Source organism: uncultured Roseibium sp. (genome assembly GCF_963675095.2).
Taxonomy (GTDB): Bacteria; Pseudomonadota; Alphaproteobacteria; order Rhizobiales; family Stappiaceae; genus Roseibium.
The window spans coordinates 1-18,078 of record NZ_CAXXSJ010000002.1; the positions used below are offsets into that span (position 1 = coordinate 1).

Annotated in this window: 12 protein-coding genes, 1 tRNA gene and 5 pseudogenes; 7 read left to right on the plus strand and 11 right to left on the minus strand. The window is 60.7% G+C overall.

The annotated features are described in order from the left end of the window. The 3 genes and pseudogenes from ABIN98_RS00205 to ABIN98_RS00215 form a co-directional block, all read right to left on the minus strand. Positions 1-392 (minus strand): annotated as a pseudogene (locus tag ABIN98_RS00205) (calcium:proton antiporter); the annotation flags it as partial. Next, positions 329-1,090 carry a hypothetical protein gene (locus ABIN98_RS00210; RefSeq protein ID WP_346906335.1) on the minus strand — a complete coding sequence of 254 codons (762 nt, stop codon included), beginning with the start codon at positions 1,088-1,090 and terminating at the stop codon, positions 329-331. The pseudogene ABIN98_RS00205 and the gene ABIN98_RS00210, both read right to left, overlap by 64 nt. Before the next feature lie 179 nt (positions 1,091-1,269). Continuing rightward, positions 1,270-1,346, minus strand: a tRNA-Arg gene (locus tag ABIN98_RS00215). A 383-nt stretch (positions 1,347-1,729) separates the two neighbouring features. Here ABIN98_RS00215 and ABIN98_RS00220 point away from each other — a divergent pair. The 4 genes from ABIN98_RS00220 to ABIN98_RS00235 all read left to right on the plus strand — a co-directional run bounded on the left by ABIN98_RS00220 (position 1,730) and on the right by ABIN98_RS00235 (position 3,695). After that, positions 1,730-2,212 (plus strand): hypothetical protein, encoded by a 483-nt coding sequence (locus ABIN98_RS00220; protein ID WP_346906337.1) that lies wholly within the window; start codon positions 1,730-1,732, stop codon positions 2,210-2,212. Between the two features lie 64 nt (positions 2,213-2,276). Further along, a complete protein-coding gene (locus ABIN98_RS00225; protein WP_346906339.1) occupies positions 2,277-2,408 on the plus strand; it encodes a hypothetical protein in 132 nt (43 codons plus the stop codon). A gap of 205 nt (positions 2,409-2,613) precedes the next feature. Next, entirely contained in the window at positions 2,614-2,901 is a 288-nt protein-coding gene (locus ABIN98_RS00230; RefSeq protein ID WP_346906341.1) for a M48 family metalloprotease, read from the plus strand. A 188-nt stretch (positions 2,902-3,089) separates the two neighbouring features. Next, positions 3,090-3,695 (plus strand): hypothetical protein, encoded by a 606-nt coding sequence (locus tag ABIN98_RS00235; RefSeq protein WP_346906343.1) that lies wholly within the window; start codon positions 3,090-3,092, stop codon positions 3,693-3,695. A gap of 223 nt (positions 3,696-3,918) precedes the next feature. Here ABIN98_RS00235 and ABIN98_RS00240 read toward each other — a convergent pair. The 5 genes and pseudogenes from ABIN98_RS00240 to ABIN98_RS00260 form a co-directional block, all read right to left on the minus strand. Beyond that, positions 3,919-4,763 (minus strand): annotated as a pseudogene (locus ABIN98_RS00240) (RNA polymerase factor sigma-32). Between the two features lie 242 nt (positions 4,764-5,005). After that, positions 5,006-5,615: pseudogene (locus ABIN98_RS00245) on the minus strand (CarD family transcriptional regulator); the annotation flags it as partial. A gap of 506 nt (positions 5,616-6,121) precedes the next feature. Then, positions 6,122-6,462, minus strand: a pseudogene (fdxA, locus tag ABIN98_RS00250) (ferredoxin FdxA). A 199-nt stretch (positions 6,463-6,661) separates the two neighbouring features. Beyond that, positions 6,662-7,051: pseudogene (locus ABIN98_RS00255) on the minus strand (RNA-binding S4 domain-containing protein). Between the two features lie 18 nt (positions 7,052-7,069). Beyond that, a complete protein-coding gene (locus ABIN98_RS00260; protein WP_346906345.1) occupies positions 7,070-10,126 on the minus strand; it encodes a helicase-related protein in 3,057 nt (1,018 codons plus the stop codon). A 597-nt stretch (positions 10,127-10,723) separates the two neighbouring features. Between ABIN98_RS00260 and ABIN98_RS00265 the strand changes: the two genes are divergently transcribed. Both ABIN98_RS00265 and pyc read left to right on the plus strand, forming a co-directional pair. Continuing rightward, positions 10,724-11,455 carry a LuxR family transcriptional regulator gene (locus ABIN98_RS00265; protein ID WP_346906347.1) on the plus strand — a complete coding sequence of 244 codons (732 nt, stop codon included), beginning with the start codon at positions 10,724-10,726 and terminating at the stop codon, positions 11,453-11,455. Positions 11,456-11,606: 151 nt separating this feature from the next. Continuing rightward, complete coding sequence (gene pyc / locus ABIN98_RS00270) at positions 11,607-15,050, plus strand: pyruvate carboxylase (RefSeq protein WP_346906349.1); 3,444 nt, start codon at positions 11,607-11,609, stop codon at positions 15,048-15,050. A gap of 63 nt (positions 15,051-15,113) precedes the next feature. Here the strand turns inward: pyc and ABIN98_RS00275 are convergent, their stop codons facing one another. From ABIN98_RS00275 to ABIN98_RS00285, 3 genes are all read right to left on the minus strand, one after another. Further along, positions 15,114-15,827 (minus strand): DNA helicase, encoded by a 714-nt coding sequence (locus ABIN98_RS00275; RefSeq protein ID WP_346906350.1) that lies wholly within the window; start codon positions 15,825-15,827, stop codon positions 15,114-15,116. 179 nt (positions 15,828-16,006) lie between these two features. Next, positions 16,007-16,756: a glutamine amidotransferase gene (locus tag ABIN98_RS00280; protein ID WP_346906352.1), complete on the minus strand. Its 750-nt coding sequence runs from the start codon at positions 16,754-16,756 to the stop codon at positions 16,007-16,009. Between the two features lie 69 nt (positions 16,757-16,825). Further along, positions 16,826-17,299: a TerB family tellurite resistance protein gene (locus ABIN98_RS00285; protein ID WP_346906354.1), complete on the minus strand. Its 474-nt coding sequence runs from the start codon at positions 17,297-17,299 to the stop codon at positions 16,826-16,828. Positions 17,300-17,554: 255 nt separating this feature from the next. Between ABIN98_RS00285 and ABIN98_RS00290 the strand changes: the two genes are divergently transcribed. Next, positions 17,555-18,052: a hypothetical protein gene (locus ABIN98_RS00290; protein WP_346906356.1), complete on the plus strand. Its 498-nt coding sequence runs from the start codon at positions 17,555-17,557 to the stop codon at positions 18,050-18,052. Positions 18,053-18,078: the final 26 nt, after the last annotated feature.

Here is an 18,078-nt window from a genome sequence, read left to right on the forward strand (position 1 = left end):
AAGAGCACCACAAGATGGGTAATGCCCTGGAGCATGTTCGTGCGCGGGCCGCCGAAGGTCATGATGCTGAGCATCAGCGTCAGAATGAGCAGCACCATTTCCGTTCCGTCCAGGCCGAGCACAAGATGGGCGCCGCTGAAGAGCCCGACGCCAACGACGGCCGGAACGGTCAGGCTGATCGTCGCCAGAGCCGACCCGAGACAGATGTTGACCGCCCGCTGAAGGTGGTTCGACGCAGCGGCGCGGAATGCGGCCAGGCCTTCTGGCGCAAGCACAAGCAAGGCGATCAGAACGCCTCCCAGGGCGCGGGGCGCATCGAGCGCCGCAATCAGCCCTTCAACGAGCGTTCCGAGCTTCTCTGCCAGCAGAACGACCGCAACCAGCAGCAGCACCAGCATGACCGCATGGTAGGGGAGCGAGCGCGTCGGCAGTCCTTCCGGATGCTTGCCGTGTTGCTCGGCGATGGAGGTGCCCCTCCAGTTCCGGCTCCATGAAGAACCCCCGGTGCCGGACCGTCTGGATGGTCAGGAAGGCCGCGTAGAGCGCGATGGTCGCCCGCGCTGAACAAAAGGGCCTGCTGCGATGTCAGGCTTGGATCCGACGTGGAGGTGGTAAAGCGCGGCAGGATGAGCGTGATGGTTGCCAGTGTCAGCAGCACGGCATGGAACGTTCGGGCGCCTTGAAGATTGAAATCCTGCTCCCCGTAACGCAGGCCCCCGATCAGCAGGCAAATGCCGACCATGCCGTTGAGGACGAGCATCATGACCGCAAGCATGGTGTCGCGCGGAACGGTCGGGTCGACCGGCCCGCTGAGCATCACCGCCGAAACGACCGAGACTTCGATGCAGGTCACCGAGAATGTCAGGATCAGGGTTCCGTAGGGCTCGCCCAGGAGTTCGGCGAGACTGTCGGCATGATGGACGGCGGCAAAGGATGCCCAGACCATCACGCTGAAGATCCAGATGAACATCCCGAACATGACGAGCGGATTGGTCAGATGCTCCTCCCAGTGCGCGCCGACCGTGTAGAGGACAAGGGCGGTCGCGGCCGCGGCGAAAAAGGCCAGTTCGGAACGGAGGAAAGAACCCATGCAATGGCGCCTGAAAAACGGTCTGAAAAGCGACGCCAGCCTGTGGTTTGCCTCAACGCCTGTCAAGCAAGGAAGGCGTTCGGCTGTCCGGATAGAGCCAACGCGTGGGTTTTCCTGGAATCGGCATGTCAGAGCGGCAATGGACTCCGCACCGGGCCTAGTCTGTCTTGAGGAAAAAATGGTGACCCCGACGCGATTCGAACGCGTGACCCTCAGATTAGGAATCTGATGCTCTATCCTGCTGAGCTACGGGGCCATTGAAGGTCCGATTACCATGAAACCCCGGCCGGTTGCGAGCCCTGATGGAAAACTCCGGCCGCTTTCCAGTGAAGCTTTTTCGAGGCTTTGCCGTCCTCATCTTTGCCTTGCCTTATTTGACAGCTATCGGGATGCTGTTGATCGGTGATCCGGGCGGCGGGAAAAACTTGAAGGGTCTACACAGAAAAACCTCATCGGATGTCCGACGGGGCTTCTTTCTAGGAAAAGAAACGATGACAGCGGAAAAGAAGGCGGGATACGGCCGTCTCATTCCGTTTGCCCCTGTGTTTTATCTTTCTTCCCCTTCAAAGCCATGCGCAGGAAAATCCCGATCGGGCGCTGCGTCTTTGCCTTGGCGATGCGGGCGAGACTTCCGAACCCGTGCCCGTGACCGGTGGGGAAGACGGTATCGTCTTCCGAAGCGCAGCCGGTGAAGGCTTTGTTCTGGCGGATGTGGTGGTTCGCGATGGAACGGCCCCGACGGCCTTTGAGGCTGTCGGCTCCCGGTATCTGGCCTATCGTTCCGGTCCGGAAAACCGCTGGGGGCTGGCGCCTGCCTGGGTGGTTTCGGAACAGGGAAACGTTCGGGTCCTTGTTCAACAGGCGCTGGTGAGTTCCGGAATGGCCCTGGTTGCCCCGAACCATGGAACTTCGGACTGCACTTCGGCGTTGAAATGGTCGGAAGCCGTTGCCCGGCGCGACGGCCGGGGCCTTTGGCAGGACGGCAAGATCTTGAGCACGCGCACGCCTTCAGCCCTCCTGGAACGGGCGGGACATTATGTCGTGGCGGCCGGGCGCATCGTTTCGCTTGGAAAAAACGGCGCGTACTCGCTATCTCAATTTCGGGTTCCGCTGGAAAAGTGATTTTACCGTTACCTTGAAAGTGTCGGAAGAAGAGGCTTTCGATGCTGTTCTTGCGAAAAGAAACGTGCGCGTCGCCGATCTTGAAGGCGCGGCGGTCCTGGTGCGCGGTGTGGTTCAGGTCCGGGACGGACCTTATATGGAGCTGGAACATCCGGGCCAGCTCGACGTGATCGATTTCAAGAAGGGTGAAGAGTGACGCGCATCTTCCGGGCATGGCAGGACAGGAGAAGAAGGCAGGGCGTTTTCCGCTCCGGCTTTGCCGGTGCGCTCATGCTTGCGGTCGCGGGCTGCCAGCTTCTTGGCGACGGTTCGTCGGTCGGCAACCCTCGCGCCTGGAACGCTCCGGCCGAACCTGGCCGCCGATATCGGTGCCCGGGAACACCCGCGCGTGGTTGCCACCTATGGCGGCGTCTACAAGGACCCTGGGCGCGGGAGCGTGCGGTGGCAAGCGTCGTCGGGACGTCTGGTCGAGGGCCTCGGAAGATCCAGCCCAGTCCTACAAGATCACTATCTTGAATTCCCCGGCCATCAACGCCTTTGCTCTGCCGGGCGGCTATCTTTACGTGACGCGCGGTCTGCTGGCGCTTGCCAACGACACGTCCGAACTGGCCGCGGTCCTTGCCCATGAAATGGCCCATGTGACCTCCAACCACGCGATTCCAGCGTCAGCAGCGGGCCGAAGCGCGTGAACTGGCCGACAAGATCCTGACCAATGTGGTCCAGGACAGCGAGAAGGCGCGTGAGGCGATCATTTCGTCCCAACTGTCCTTTGCCCGGTTCTCCCAGACACAGGAACTGCAGGCGGATGCGATCGGCGTGAAGACCCTGGCAAAGGGCCGGCTTCGATCCTTATGCGGCGGCCCGGTTCCTGCGGTCGATGAAACTTTATTCCGATTACCAGACGGCGTACGAGGCCAAGTCGGGCGCGCCGGACTTCCTGTCGTCGCATCCGTCCACGCCGGAGCGGGTCTCCCTTGCGATCAGGGCCGCCCGCCAGATCGGCGCGCCCGGCTTCGGCGAGAGGGACCGGGACGCCTATCTCGCCCGCATCGACGGTATGCTCTTCGGCGACGATCCGCTGGAAGGCTTCGTGCGCGGGCGCTCCTTCCTGCACAAGGCGCTGGGCATCGGTTTCACCGTGCCCAAGGGCTATATCATGGAGAATTCGCCCGAAGCGGTGCTTGCCAGCAACGGTGATGGAACCGCCATGCGTTTCGACGGAGCGGATCTGAGCGGCTATGATTCCCTGACCGACTACATGAACGCCGGCTGGATCAACGGCCTTTTGCCGCAAAGCGTGCGGGAGACGACGATCGGCGGCATTCCGGGCGTCACGGGTGCCGCGATCACGCAAGGCTGGTCGTTCCGCATTGCGGTTCTCAGGATCGGCCGGACCGGCTACCGGTTCATTTTCGCAAGCCGCACCCCGACCGACAGTTTCGGTGCCAGTTCCACGAAACTATTGAAAGTTTCCGCCAGCTGACACCGACGGAGCGTGCCCCGTTTGCGCTCGCTGCGGATCAAGGTGGTCAAGTCGAAGCCGGGGGATACGCCGCGCAGGCTTGCGATCGGCATGAGCGGCATCGAGGCCTTCGCGGCGTCTGGACTTCTTCTCCATCCTGAACGGGCTGGAAGAGGACGAGACGATCCCGACGGGCACGTCGATCAAGCTGGTGACCGATTAGAGACAGCGCTACCGAAGGCTTTCAGCCGGAAAAGGCCATCCGGTCCGGTCTGGACTTCAAGAGCGCTGCTTTCAGCTTCTCCATGGCGCGGCTTTCGATCTGACGAACGCGCTCCTTGGAAATGCCGAGCTTTTCGCCCCGAGTGATTCCAGCGTCGCCCCCGTTTTCCGTCAGCCGGTCGTTCCCGGACGATTTTCAGTTCCCGCTCCGACAGCACGCCAAGGGCGGAAAACAGCCAGCGGCGGCGGCGTTCCGTGTCGATGGTGTCGGTGACGATTTCATCAGGAAGCGGGGCTTCGGAAACGAGGAAATCCTGCCGTCTGGCGCTGGCGCCTTCATTGTCGATCATCGGCTGGTTCAGGGACGTATCCGGGCCGGACAGGCGCGCGTTCATCAGGGCGACATCGGATTGCTTGACGCCAATGGCGTCGGCAATCTTCTGATGCAGCTCGGAATCGGACATGGTCTGCCGGCTGCCGTTCAGTTTCGCCCGCAGGCGACGCAGGTTGAAAAACAGGGATTTTTGCGAGGACGACGTGCCGCCGCGAACGATCGACCAGTTTCTCAAAATGTAGTCCTGGATCGAGGCCCGGATCCACCAGGTGGCGTAGGTCGAGAACCTGGACTTCCCGTTCCGGCTCGAACCGGGCGGCGGCTTCCAGCAGGCCCGACATGGCCTTCCTGGATCAGGTCTCCGAGGGGCAATCCGAAATTCCGAAAGCGGATGCGACGGCAATCACCAGTCGCATGTGGGCAATCGACAGTCTTTCCAGCGCCTTTTCATCGCGATCATTACGCCAGCGCAGGGCAAGTTCGTGTTCTTCCTCGCGGGAGAGATAGGGCGCTTTCATGGCCGCCCGGACCATCTGACGCCGGTCCGCTCGATGTAATGGACATTGGCCTGCTGCTCCGAGGTTACGTATGGGAGCTATTACGTCTAATCACGTATATTAGATCAGTTTGACGCAATTAAGCAGTGCCGCCATGTGCACAAAGATGTGATGACCAGCGCCGGTCGGCGCAGAAACGGACAAAAACAAAAAGACCCGGCCGAAGCCGGGTCTTGATGGTTCGTTTGATCGAGGCGTTTCGCGCGCTGATTTAAGCGGGCCGCTTCCTGGTCTTCGTCGTCGTCTTCCGATGCCTCGGCGGCCGCAGCGGCCTTCAACCGGCTCGGCGACTTTGCGAGATTCTGCTCGATTCTGCTTGGTCGCTTCGGTTCGGAGCATTTGTTGACCGCCGCGATTTCGCGCCGCCATCCGATCGATCGCAGCTTCGTAGAGCTGGCGTTCGGAATAGGACTGTTCGGCTGATTTTCCGAGCGGAACAGATCGCGGACCACTTCCGAGATCGCGATCAGATCGCCGGAATTGATCTTGGCTTCGTATTCCTGGGCACGGCGGCTCCACATGGTGCGCTTGATGCGCGGGCGGCCGCGAACGGTTTCCATGGCCTTCTTGACGACGGCCGGGTCGCCGAGCTTGCGCATGCCGACGGAAGCGATCTTGGCGACCGGTACACGAAGGGTCATCTTGTCCTTTTCGAAGGACGATGACCAGCAGTTCCAGCGTATGCCCTGCGACGTTCTGTTCTTCAATGGCAGTGATCTGACCAACGCCGTGTGCCGGATAGACAATATGTTCGCCCGTTTTGAATCCCTGACGCTGCGCGGCGCCTTTTTCGTGCTTGTTGCCATTCCGGTATGTTCTCCTGCGCAGTTGCCGGTCGTTTCGACCGTAGACGAGCCGGACGTCCGGCTCCTTGATGTGATAGCGACACGGCAAACCGACCTGGCGATCCTTTGATGGAACGCCTGTTGATGAGTGGCGTGTCTGGGTAGTCAGTCGTCCCAAATTCACTATAAAAGCCTGCTCAGTCATACGAAGCATGTGATCCTGTTCACAATCCTGCCCCGGACTGTGTGGCCTCGGACTGTGCGGCTGGTTATCTCCGCTGGGGGAGTTAACGGGTTTTTGAACGACAGTTTTGCATATATAACACAGTCGGATGAAAAAATTAAAGTGTTATCGCGGTGCGCAATAGCGCCGCGCTGCCATGCACAAAATGCAAGTCAGCAGAAAACGCCGATTTTCCGGCCGTTCCTTTGCCCCAAATCAATAAAAGTCGAGCCGGAACAAATTATCCGCTCCCGGCCTTTATTGTTCAGCCAGGACATTCCGGACATGATCGGAAACAATCGGCATCGGTAAATGTTCCGATCGGCTCAGGCCGGAGGATTGGGCGAGAAGTATTCTTCCAGCTTGTTTTGTTTGCCGTCGAACCTCTTCCGCTTCCGGGAGCTGATCCTTCATTCTTTCCGTGATATTCGGCCATTTTTTCCGAATATTCGGCGTTCAGCTCGATCCATTTTTCCAGGCCCGGCTCCGTGTCCGGAAGAATGGCTTCGGGCGGGGCATTCCGGCTCGCAAACGCCGCAGGTCGATACATTCGTCCGGATTGATCACCAGCATGTTCTCGCCCTCGTAGAAACAATCAACGGGGCAGACTTCCACGCAATTCGGTGTACTTGCACTTGATGCAATTATCAGTGACGACGTATGTCATCTCAATCCTCTGTCATGCTCGGCTTGGGCGGTCCGGGACCGCGCATTACCAGTGTGTCGCGGCTGCACGGAGTGCCGCAACGATCTCGGTGGATTTGGGGTAGCCCTTTTATGTTTCAAGCGCAAGCGTTGCGCGCCGCGCAAAAAGTCACTGTGCGAAAACCCTTACCCGCAAATCCCGTAATGCCGGGTTTTTTGTTTCAATCGGGCTCCCGGAGGGAGTCGATCTGCCTGCGATCCCGTTTTCGTTGGCCGCCCGGCGCCTGCTTCTCGCTGACCGGGAGGAGGCGGTGGCGGGGCTTCGCGCGGCGGTGGCGGAGGCGACAGATCCTCGTAGGAGTTTCCTGTGCCTCGGCAAACGGCCCGCGTCGTGTTCCCAGCGCTGCGACCTTCAAGACAAGCACGCGACGCTCCAGCGCGATGGTCAGGACGTCGCCGATCCGCACGGTCTTGCTGGCGGAAGAGATTTTGTCCTTGTTGATCCGGATATGTCCGGAGGTCGCCATTTTCTGGGCAAGCGTCCGGGATTTCGCGACCCTGGCATACCAGAGCCACTTGTCGACCCTCAGCCCCGCTGTGCCGGCAGGAATGGCTTCGTCGCCCGGAATCTACTTCTTTCCCTTGTTGTCCATGTCGTTTTTCAGCGCCATGAGGGCCGCAAACGGGGAATTGGGATCGATCGGCTTGTCGCGCTGCGGCGCCTTGTCCCGTCGGGCCTGTCCGCCTTCGAACGGTTTTCCGCCGCGCTGCGGCTTGCCGCCCTTGGCCTTGGGCCCGCCGGGGCGTTTCTGCCCGGCGCCCTTTCGGCCCTCGGCGCCACGCCGGTTGTCCTGGCCGCGGCCGCGCGGGCGACGGTCGGAACGGCCCGGGCGCCAGATCTCGATGGTAACGGTTTCCATTTCACCGGTTTCGGCCGGGGCCTCGGCCGATGCGGCTTCGCTTTCTTGAGACGTCACGGTTTCTTCGGCTGCCGCTTCTTCGACAGCAGGAGCCTCGGCTTCCACCACCGCAGCAGGTTCTTCCGGTGCTTCGGTTTCCGCCGGTGCTTCACCAACAGCCGGAGCCGTCTCGGACGGCGCGGCGTCTGCGACCGGTGCCTCGCTGCTTTCGCCGGCGGCTTCGGCAACTTCGGCGGTTTCAGGTGTAGCTTCCGCCGGGACGTCCGTTTCGGCAGGCTTGGGAGCTGCCGGACGCTGTACGTCCCGGGTCTCCAGGCGATAGCCGAGGGATTTGAGCACGGCGGAGAAATCCTCACCGGCGCAGCCGAGCAGGGACGTCATGGAAACGGTGACGGTGAAGCCGCCGCCTTCGGCAATGGCGCCGTCGGGCGGCGAGACTTCCGCATCCAGGGGCTTCCAGGCAATCAGCGGCCGGATCAGGTCGGCGAGGCGTTCCAGAATGTCGATGCGCACGGCGCGCGGTCCGCAGACGCGGAAACCGACGACCTTGTAGAGCGCCTTGTCGATGGTTTGGTCGACGGGAATGGAGGTGCGTCCGGATGCGGAAAGCTGCGGCAGCTCCGACAGGCCGTCCATGTCGAGCGACCCGTGCTTGAGCGCCCAGAGCTGGGCGAGAAGCTGGCTCGGCGCGGGCTTCAGCAGTGCGGGGACATAGATGTTGTAGGCGCCGAAACGGACGCCGAGCTTGCGCAGGGAGGCGCGCATGTCCTGATCGAGCTGGCGGATTTCGTCGGACGCTTCCTGGCGCTCCAGGACGCCGAGACCTTCGACGATGCGGAAGGCGATGCCACGGGCCAGACCTTCAAGACCTTCGGCGGCTTTCAGGTCGGTCAGCGGCTTCAACAGGGTTTCGACCTGGGAGCGGACCCAAAGGTTGATCCGTTCCTGGACCTTGTCCCGGGCCGGGCCGGTCAGATGTTCGTCCGCGAGCAGGAGAACAGTGGGGCTGAGGACTTCCTCGCCGGCGGTCAGCTTGGCGACGGCCTCGCCGCGCCAGCGGATCGATCCGTCGGCCGCCAGAATGAAGTCACCGTTCTCAGACCGCGACAGCCTGTCGGCACGGCTTTCGATTTCCGTCGTCAAGGCTTTTTGAGCGGCGGCGCGAACCGCCTTTTCATCCTGGCCTTCGGCCGATGAGTCGGGTGCAAACCGGAAGCCAAGCAGATTCCCGATGTGCTGACCTTCCACGAGCACATCACCGCTCGATGTAATTTCCGCTTCCAGCATGGCGTTCTCTCTCAAACGTCGCATCAATACACTTGTGCGCCGATCCACGAACCTTTGTGTCAGGCGATCGTGGAGGGCATCGGACAGCCTGTCTTCTATATCGCGCGTCACGCCCTGCCAATGGGCCGGATCGGCCAGCCAGTCGGGGCGGTTCGCGACAAATGTCCAGGTCCGGATATGAGCAATCCGGTTTGCCAACGTGTCGATATCACCATCGGTGCGATCTGCGAAGGCCAATTGACGGCTGAACCAGTCATCGGCAATCGCGCCGTCCTGCATCAGATGGGTGTAAATCGTGTTCAGCAGTTCCGCATGATTGGCTGGCGCAATCTTGCGGTAATCCGGCACCTGGCACACATCCCAGAGCAATTCGACCGCTTTTTGGCCTTTTGCCATGTCCTGAATGAGGGAATCGCGCAACAGGTTCTCGAGCGCGGTGATGTCCTCACTGGTGGGGGCGCGGGCCAGACCCTCCTCGTTCGGGGGCATGTCGAGTGTCCGGCGCAAGGCCGCCGTGGATGAAAAATCCAGATGACTGTTGCGCCATTGCAGCACTTTCAGGGCACCGAAATGGTGATTTTCGATCTGTTCCACCAGATCGTCGTCCAGCGGATCGACCCGGCCGGTGACGCCGAAGGTGCCATCGCGGGTGTGGCGTCCGGCGCGTCCGGCGATCTGGCCCATCTCGGCTGCGGTCAGCTGGCGGTACTGATAGCCGTCGTATTTGCGGTTGCCGGCAAAGGCGATGTGGTCGACGTCCAGATTGAGCCCCATGCCGATGGCATCGGTCGCGACCAGGTGCTCGACGTCGCCGTTCTGGAACAGGTCTACCTGGGCATTGCGGGTCCGCGGGCTGAGCGAGCCGAGCACGACAGCGGCGCCGCCGCGCTGACGGCGGATCAGCTCGGCAATGCCGTAAACCTCGTCGGAAGAAAAGGCGACGATAGCGGACCGGGGCGGCAGGCGCGAGACCTTCTTCTGGCCGGCATAGGCCAGGATAGACATGCGCGGCCGGGTGACCACGTTCAGTCCCGGGATCAGCTTTTCCAGAAGCGGGCGGACGGTTGCCGCCCCCAGGAGGAGTGTTTCGGAGCGCCCGCGCAGGTTCAGGATGCGGTCGGTAAAGACGTGGCCCCGGTCCAGATCGCCGGCAAGCTGGACTTCGTCGATGGCGACGAACTCCGTGTCCAGATCGAGCGGCATGGCTTCGACCGTGGAGACGAAGAATCGGGCGCTCTTGGGCAGGATCTTCTCTTCACCGGTGATCAGTGCGACCGCGTCCGTGCCGGCACGCTCCGCTATCCGGCCGTAGACTTCCCTCGCCAGCAGGCGTAGCGGCAGGCCGATCAGACCGGACTTCTGCGCCAGCATGCGCTCAATGGCCAGATGGGTCTTGCCGGTATTGGTCGGCCCGAGCACCGCAGTAACGGTTTTCGAACGGGCAGCTGGCGGGAGCGGCAGGTTGTGAGGACGAGGCATTTGGCGAGAGATGGGTTGTGTCTGTATCGCGGGCCGCTATGGCCCGAACGGATTGGCCTGCGCGGTCTAGCACGGCATCGGTCCCCTGTCCCGCGTCTTTTTCCGGACCGTGCGCCGGAAAATCCGGGCTTTGGGCCGCCAGAATCGGCGGAAAAGAACGACTCCAGAACAAAACTCGACCGAATCGGCGACTCTCGCGGATTCAGGATTCGTTCTATACGACATCTGGGTTTGAGGCGTGGGGAGGCTACAAAATGCTGAATCCGCCCAAGGTGTTAGCAGAATCGGAGCGGATTTGCCGCCGAACTTGATAATTCTGTCAATCATGGATATTTCGTAAATGGAAATACAATAATGAATGCATTGTGATTTAACGACTGGACGAACTGGGAACAGAACCGCGACGAATCACTTGTTTTGCAGGGTTTTTGATTTGTTCCTGCCAAATATGGTGTTTCCGAATATTTGCGATCAACATCTTGATCCGGAAAGATCCTGGCAATGAGCGCAGGAATGCGACGGTTAAGGCAATTGTTTCCTTATGGGTCAGCGGTGCGTGTCTCCGGTGACGACCTGGCGGAGTTTTCGGAGCGCTGAATGCAGGATGGACATTTAAACGAGGTGTTTGCGTTCGCGGAGAAGGTGTCCAGCCGCAGCAATGCCGAAGCCGCGGCGGCGGACCTGTCCGAGTTGGCCGGACATTACGGTTTTTCGTCCTATGTGCTGGCAACCTTCACCGGACCGGGCTCGATGACTGCTCCCTACATTCTGTCATCGGGATGGGATCCGGAATGGGAGAACCGCTATCTGCGGAAAAACTATGTCCTGCATGATCCGGTGATTGTGCGCGCACTTCGGAGTGCCGAACCGTTCCTCTGGGCCGATACACGCAACGATCATGATGTCACCCCCGAAGGCCTGCGGATCCTCGATGAGGCCCGCACCTTCAAACTGAACGACGGCGTGCTGATGCCGATCCACGGTCCGCAGGGTCTGATCGGCTCCCTGATGTTCGGGGGAGAGAGGGCGGACCTGATCGCGGAAGATCTGCGGGGGCTGCATCTGGCCGGCATGTGCGCCTATTCCCATGTTCTGGATCTAGCGAAACCGCAATTGCCGCAAGACCATGCGCAGATCGGTCTCACCGCGCGGGAAGCGGAATGTCTGAAGTGGTCCGCCGCGGGCCTGACCAGCGGCGGAATTGCCGACAAGCTGGGCATTTCGCGTCACACCGCGGACTGGTATCTGAAAGAGGCATCCCGCAAGCTCGGCGCGGCCAATCGACCCCATGCGGTCGCACTCGCCTTCAGGCACGGGATTATCGGGTAAAGTTCTGACTTTAAAGGCCTTCTGCGCGGACTGCCGCATTGCGGGAACAGGCGTGGCAGGATGTGCCCTTCTAAATCGATAAAAATAGCAGTAAAAAACAGGTTAGGCTTCTTGCCGCACTGCAATGTAAACCGTCGTGGGAGGACTGTGTTTGGCAATCAGCAAAATTCTCGTCGCAAACCGCTCCGAAATCGCGATCCGGGTGTTCCGGGCCGCAAATGAACTTGGTCTGAAGACCGTCGCCATCTTTGCCGAACAGGACAAGCTGGCCCTTCACCGCTTCAAGGCGGACGAGGCCTACCAGGTCGGTCAGGGTTTAGGACCCATTGAGGCCTATCTGGCTATCGACGAGATTATCCGCGTTGCCAAAACCGCGAAGGTGGACGCGATCCACCCGGGTTACGGGTTCCTTTCGGAAAGCCCGGAATTCGCGGAAGCCTGCGAGGAAGCGGGCATCATCTTCATCGGCCCGAAGCCGGAAACCATGCGCCGTCTCGGCAACAAGGTTGCCGCGCGCAATCTCGCGATCGATGCCGGTGTTCCGGTCATGCCCGCAACCGATCCGCTGCCCGACGATATGGATGAGGTGAAGCGGCTTGCGGCCGAAATCGGTTATCCGGTGATGCTCAAGGCGTCGTGGGGCGGTGGTGGCCGCGGCATGCGCGTCATTCCCGACGAAGCCACGCTGATGCGCGACGTGGTCGCTGCCAAGCGTGAGGCGCGGGCCGCCTTCGGCAAGGACGAGATCTATCTGGAAAAGCTGGTTCAGCGGGCCCGTCACGTGGAGGTGCAGATCCTCGGCGACGGTCAGGGCGGGCTGGTGCATCTGTTTGAACGCGATTGTTCCATTCAGCGTCGGCACCAGAAGGTGGTCGAGCGGGCGCCGGCACCTTATCTGGACGAGGCGAAGCGCCGGGAGCTTTGCGGCTATGGCCTGAAGATCGGTGGGCAAGTGAACTACCGCGGCGCCGGGACCATCGAATTCCTGATGGATGCGGATACCGGGTCCGTCTACTTCATCGAGGTCAACCCGCGGGTTCAGGTCGAACACACGGTGACGGAGGAAGTTACCGGCATCGATATCGTCAAGGCCCAGATCCAGATTGCCGGCGGGGCGAAGATCGGAACGCCGGAAAGCGGCGTGCCGGCTCAGGAGAACATCCGCCTGAACGGCCATGCGCTGCAGTGCCGGATCACCACGGAAGATCCGGAGCAGAACTTCATTCCCGATTACGGCCGGATCACCGCCTATCGCGGCGCGACCGGGTTCGGTATCCGGCTCGACGGTGGCACGGCCTATTCCGGGGCGGTGATTACCCGCTACTACGACCCGCTTCTGGAAAAGGTGACGGCCTGGGCGCCGACGGCCGAGGAAGCCTGCAAGCGCATGGATCGGGCGCTGCGCGAATTCCGCATCCGCGGGGTCGCGACCAATCTGGTGTTTCTGGAAAACATCATCGACCACCCGAATTTCCGGGCGAATTCCTATACGACCCGGTTCATCGACGATACGCCGGCGCTGTTCGAACAGACCCGCCGCAAGGACCGGGCAACCAAGCTTCTGACCTATATTGCCGATGTCTCGGTGAACGGTCATCCGGAAACCCGCTCGCGGGTCCGTCCGCCGAAGGACGCGGCCCTGCCGATCGTACCGGTCTACGGCGACGACAAGCCGGAGGGTACCCGGCAGCTTCTCGACCGGCTCGGCCCCAAGGGCTTTGCCGACTGGATGAAGGCCGAGACGCGGACGCTGGTGACCGACACCACCATGCGGGATGGCCATCAGTCGCTGCTTGCCACCCGCATGCGCACCCATGACATCGTGCGGATCGCCGATGCCTACGCATCCGGGCTGCCACAGCTGTTCTCGCTGGAATGCTGGGGCGGCGCGACCTTCGACGTCGCCATGCGGTTCCTGACCGAAAGCCCGTGGGAGCGGCTGCGGCTGATCCGGGAAAAGGCACCGAACATCCTGCTGCAGATGCTGCTGCGCGGTTCCAACGGCGTCGGCTACACCAATTACCCGGACAATGTGGTAAAGTTCTTCGTTGCCCAGGCGGCGGAAAACGGCGTGGATCTGTTCCGCGTGTTCGACTGCCTGAACTGGGTGGAGAACATGCGCGTGTCCATGGATGCGGTCCAGGAGGCGAACAAGCTCTGTGAGGGCGTGCTCTGCTATACAGGCGACATGCTCGACAGCACCCGGCCGAAATACGATCTGAAGTATTACGTCGGTCTGGCCAAGGAGCTCGAGGCGGCCGGAGCGCATATCCTCGGCATCAAGGACATGGCCGGCCTGCTGAAGCCGGAAGCGGCCCGCATCCTGGTGAAGGCGCTGAAGGAAGAGGTCAGCCTGCCGATCCACTTCCACACCCATGACACGTCGGGAATTTCGGCTGCGAGTGTTCTGGCTGCCGTCGAAGCCGGTGTCGACGCGGTGGATGCGGCGATGGACGCGCTGTCCGGCTTGACCTCGCAGCCGTGCCTCGGCTCGATCGTGGAAGCCCTGCGCGGCGGTGAGCGGGATACGGGCCTGGATCCCCAGACCATTCGCGAGATTTCCTTCTACTGGGAAGCTGTGCGCAACCAGTATCGGGCGTTTGAAAGCGATCTTCGTTCCGGTGCATCGGAGGTTTACCTCCATGAAATGCCGGGCGGCCAGTTCACCAACCTGAAGGAACAGGCGCGTTCGCTCGGGCTTGAAACCCGCTGGCACGAGGTTGCCCAGGCCTATGCGGATGCGAACATGATGTTCGGTGACATCGTAAAGGTGACGCCGTCGTCCAAGGTCGTCGGCGACATGGCGCTGATGATGGTGAGCCAGGGATTGACCGTGGCCGATGTCGAGGACCCGGATAAGGACGTGGCCTTCCCGGATTCCGCTGTGAAAATGCTGCATGGGGACCTCGGTCAGCCGCCCGGAGGCTGGCCGAAGACAATCCAGGACAAGGTTCTGAAAGGCGAAAAGCCGATCACTGTGCGTCCGGGTTCCCTGCTGAAAGAAGCTGATCTTGGTGCGGAGCGGGCGAAAGCTGCAAAAGCAACCGGCCGGGACATGGATGACGCGGATCTTGCCGCCTATCTCATGTACCCGAAGGTCTTTACCGACTTCGAAAAGGCCCGGCAGCAATACGGTCCGACCTCTGTCCTGCCGACGCCGGTCTATTTCTACGGGCTGGAAGCCGGCGACGAGATCCTGGTCGATCTGGAGCCGGGCAAGACCCTGGTTCTGCGGTGCCAGGCTTTCGGCGAAACGAACGAGAAGGGTGAGCAGAAGGTCTTTTTCGAACTCAACGGCCAGCCGCGGATCATCAAGGTGCCGGACCGGGCACACGGAGCGGCAGGGTCTGCTGCCATGCGCAAGGCGGACGCCGGCAACGAGGCCCATGTCGGCGCGCCGATGCCGGGCGTCATTTCCACGGTCGCCGTCCAGCCGGGCCAGACCGTCTCGGCCGGCGATGTTCTCCTGTCGATCGAGGCCATGAAAATGGAAACGGCGCTTCATGCGGAGCGTGACGGAACCATCGGAGAAGTGCTGGTCTCGCCCGGATCGCAGATCGACGCCAAGGACCTGCTGGTCGTCTATTCGGGCTGATCCGGCTCAGCCAGGAAAACCGGCCGCTGTCGCCCAGCGGCCGGAATCATACGCGGCGAACCCTCAGCAAGTGGCTCTGAATTGCACTTCGCCTTCCCGCAGGAAACAGGTCTTGGAGAAAAGCGAAAGATCAAGGGGATTGGGCAAGCGGACATCTTCGAGGTCCGGAAAGTCTTTTTCCGACAACTCGTAAGCACGGTCGATCTGCGAGATAATCGCAAAGATTATTCCGCTCCTTTCCGCGAAGGCCCTCAGGGCGCGTACCTGTTCCATCAGGTCCGGATGCTCCCGCTTCTGGTCGAGCAACTGCAGATAATCCACGACTGCGAGGCTGCCCGAGGGCGCGTCGTCCATCTTTTCGATGATGTGGTCTGCGTTGATGGCATCGGACATGTCCAGTTCGAACTGGCCCTCGAACCGGTTGGGGTCCACGCCGATCGCCCGGAACCGGTCCAGGACATGGATCTGCGTGTATTCGAGGGTGAAGAAGGTGCTTTGGTTTCCCGCCTTCATCGCCTCCACGGCAAGTTCCAGGCTCAACAGCGTCTTGCCCTGACCCGGGCGGGCGCCGATGAGGACGAGGTCTCCCGGGGAAAGTTGAGGATAGAGCTTCACGGCCGGAGATACGGTAGCAAGCCTTGCGGAAAGCAGGCTCCAGCTTTTGGCGCCTTCGCTGACTGCGATCCGGTCGAGCGCTTCATGCAGCGGTATTTGCGCCTCGCGCGACAAAAGCCGCGCCTTGCGTTTCAGGACATAGATGGGTGCTGAGAGTTTCATGGACGAACCTCCTGCCACGGACGTGTTCCGCAATCCCTCCTTATGCCGGATATCCGCAGAGCGGGTTCAAAGATGAAGCCGTCCTGCATTCATGATGCTTTCCCGGATGGAGGGGGGAGGTTCGGACGAAACCAGACTGTCCTTTTAATGCGATTCGGACGTGTCCGGAACGGCAAACATCATTCGGCTGCGATGCGGTGGACCTGATTTCCGTCAGCCCGTCCGATCCACAGATCGAGAAACGCATCGAGCCAGCGGCGGACCGCCTGGTCGTAAACATAGCGGCCGGCGAAGTGATCCCGACGCTGTTGAGCGCCGGGCAGGGACATGCGCGGAGCGCCCCGGGTCGTCCAGCGGACCAGCATGGAGTGGGTCAGTTCCGGGTGAAACTGGATGCCATAGGCATTGCGGCCGTAGCGGATCGCCTGGTTCGGATAGGTGGGATTGGTGGCGAGAAGTTCGCAGCCTGCGGGCCGGTCGAAGCCTTCGCGATGCCACTGATAGGCCTTTTCCGGCCACTTCATCAGGGCCTTGCCCTGCTCGGTGGGGGTCAGCGGATAGTAGCCGATCTCGACCAGCTCATCGCGATGGCCCGCAACGGTACCGCCGAGCTGTTTGACCATCATTTGCGCTCCGAGACAGATCCCGAGAAACGGGACTTCCTCGCGCAGGGGTACCTTGATCCAGTCGATTTCGCGATGGACAAAGGCATCGGGATCGTTGGCGCTCATCGGACCGCCGAAAATCACGGCACCGGCATGGCCGGCCATGGTCTCGGGAAGCGTGTCGCCGAAGCGGGGTTTGCGGATGTCGAGAGCAAAGCCACGCTTGATCAGTTCCTGCCCGACGCGGCCGGGCGACGAATTCTCCTGGTGCAGGATCACCAGAACTTTCGGACGAGGCGAGTCAGCGAAGGTTTCCAATCTCATGGAACCAAATATGAAGTACTTCGCGCACGCGGTCGAGCCCTTTTGCGGCGCAATATCGCGAAAGATCCGTCAGTCTTCGTCCGGAACCTCGGCGGATTTGGCCACCTTGCGCCGCAGGTTCATCCGATCGCGGGTTGAAATGCCCAGCAGTTCGGCAACCCGCCAGATGGTGTTGTCCTCGAATTCATGGACATGGCCGTCCGCGTAAACGACTTCCCACATCATCTCTACGATCGCGAGGCGTTCCGTTTCATCCGTCCGTCGCTTCAACACGGAGGTAAAGCCATAAAGGTCGACGGCTTCGCTGTCGCGGATCTTTGCGATGTCGATGAGTTCCTTCGTCTCTTCGTCGGTCAGCTGATAGTGATTCTGCAGGATTTCCCGCAACTTCCGGATCTCGCTGTCCTCGATGACACCGTCAACGTCGGTGAGATGAAACAACAGCGCCGCTGCCGCGAGCCGGTGGTCGTCCTCGGCAAAGGTTTTCTTGCCGCTGTCACCGAGAGTGATTTCGCGAATGAACTGCTTGAATGATTTCAGCATGCGTGAAGTCCGGACCTGTTCTTCGACATCAACCTAATGGCTCGACCATCTGACGACAATCCTCTCGTATCATCAAACACTTGATCTTTTCTTCACATGTTGGAAAAACTTGGAAAAGATCAAAATATGCGCCTGATCCTCCAGTTTTGAATTATTCTAAACTATTGATTTTGTTTATTTTTTTACTTGACTTTCATCCTCATAAATTGATTCCTGCCGCCATATACCAATCGCCGTTGAACCAGGAACGCCGGAATGCCCGGAACGCCCACGTCCATCGATATGTCCAGAAAGGCCGAAAGGCTTGTTGTGGAAGGTGTCCGCCGTTTGATGGCCGGATATGCGACCGGAGATGTGGGCTGCTGGGAAATGGCCTGGAAGCTCTACGCGAGCGAGCTTGGAATGGAGCAAGCCAGAAAGCCCAGTTCCGAACTTGCCCACTATGCCCGGGCGCTCAAGACGTATGGGAAGCGGTCCCTGTGTCTGTTCCCATACGACTGCCCAAGGCTTTGCCAGGACGAGTGCCTGATCGCCTCGCTTGTCGCCGCTGCGCAGGAATGTGACCGCGCAGTGCTTGAGGCTGTGGGGTCCGCCCTCGTTCTTGACGAGGGTATCGGGGAAACCCTGTTTGCCGCCGGCGAATTCGCCGACGCCCTGAAAGACTGCGGCCTTGTGCTCAAGCCGGTGGACCTGTCGCGTCTGCCGCTTGAGGAATGTCCCTTGAAACGATTGAGCCCTGCCAGGGTGCACTGACCCAGCGTGCGCCGGACGGGGCGAAG